This is a genomic window from Sulfitobacter sp. 1A15299 (assembly GCF_043556915.1).
In the GTDB taxonomy this organism is placed as follows: Bacteria; Pseudomonadota; Alphaproteobacteria; order Rhodobacterales; family Rhodobacteraceae; genus Sulfitobacter.
Genome location: NZ_JBIFFJ010000075.1, coordinates 1 through 1,359, shown reverse-complemented (window position 1 = coordinate 1,359; position 1,359 = coordinate 1). Strand labels below are relative to the sequence as shown.

Here is a 1,359-nt window from a genome sequence, read left to right as displayed (position 1 = left end):
ACATGGTGTGATTGCGGCGGTCGCTCTCCAGTGGCGAACGAGGTCCGGTATGTTGGCCTCATGGATATAAGCCGTGAGGAGAACGACCTATGGAACATTATGCTGGTTTGGATGTGTCACTGAAAGAAATTTCGATCTGCGTTGTCGATCATGATGGCAAGCCCATCGCGCGCGGGACGTGCCCTGCGGACCCGGAAGGCGTTGCAGGTTGGTTTCGCAACCGATCGCTAACTCCGCGCCGGATCGTACATGAGAGTGGGATGCTTTCTATCTGGCTGCAGCGCGGGATGACGAGGCTTGGCCTTCCCACCACATGCATTGATGCCCGCAAAGCGCACAAGAGTCTGTCGGCGCGGCTCAACAAGTCCGATGCCACCGATGCGGAAGGGCTGGCGCAGCTCGCACGTACCAACTGGTTCACGCCGGTCCACATCCGTAGCGAAGAAGCCGATCGGCTCCGCAGCCTGATTGGCGCGCGCGAGCGTCTGATCCGTTTGCGCAAGGACTTGGAGGGACACATCCGGGGCGTCCTGAAAACCTTTGGCATCCGCATGACGGGGATTGGTCAGGGTCGACAGAGACAGGCGTTCCGCGATCAGCTCGCAGCAGCTGGAGAGACTGATCCGATCCTGCGCACGATCGCTGATGGTTTCATCGCGGCCCATTCGACCCTGTGCCAGGCGGCTGATGATCTCGACAAAGCCGTGAAGAGAAAAGCCAAGGCGCACCCCGTCGCGCGCCGTTTGATGACCATTCCGGGCGTCGGGCCGGTAAACGCGCTCAGTTTCATTGCCCTGGTCGACGATCCAAACCGGTTCAGTCGGTCATCTGATGTTGGCGCGTTCCTCGGGCTCACACCAAAGCGGCATCAATCTGGTGAAATGGACTGGTCGGGACGGGTATCAAAGTGCGGAGATGGGACGATGCGCGGACTGCTATTCGAGGCGGCATCCTGCTTGATCCGCCAGGTGAAGCGTTTCTCGCCGCTGAAGAGCTGGGCTGTTCGCCTGGCCGGACGACGCGGGTTCCGAAAGGCCGCGGTCGCGACCGCGCGCAAAATCGCAGTCCTGATGCTGACGATCTGGAAATCTGGCGCAGACTATCAATGGACAAAGGAGGCCACTGCCTGATCTGAATTTCCGCCGCTGAGAAGGCGGGAAGCGAAGTCCCGACGGGACGGAGGTAGATCGATCTCGTAAAAACGGTTGGGAAGCAGGCTCGCTTGCTCACCCCGCAAACGACATTGGAGACGATCCACCGCCGGACACCATCATGAGGCGCAATGCGCGACCTCGGAGAGAACCATGACCCCGAACGGACAGATCGCTATCCCGCTTGACACAGCCGCAATCAGAGAAC

At 59.9% G+C, this 1,359-nt stretch carries 1 protein-coding gene; it reads left to right on the top strand.

Annotation, left to right across the window (positions count from 1 at the left end):
- Positions 1–89: 89 nt before the first annotated feature.
- Positions 90–1,130: an IS110 family transposase gene (locus tag ACGYK7_RS19120; protein ID WP_394403952.1), complete on the top strand. Its 1,041-nt coding sequence runs from the start codon at positions 90–92 to the stop codon at positions 1,128–1,130.
- Positions 1,131–1,359 lie beyond the last annotated feature (229 nt).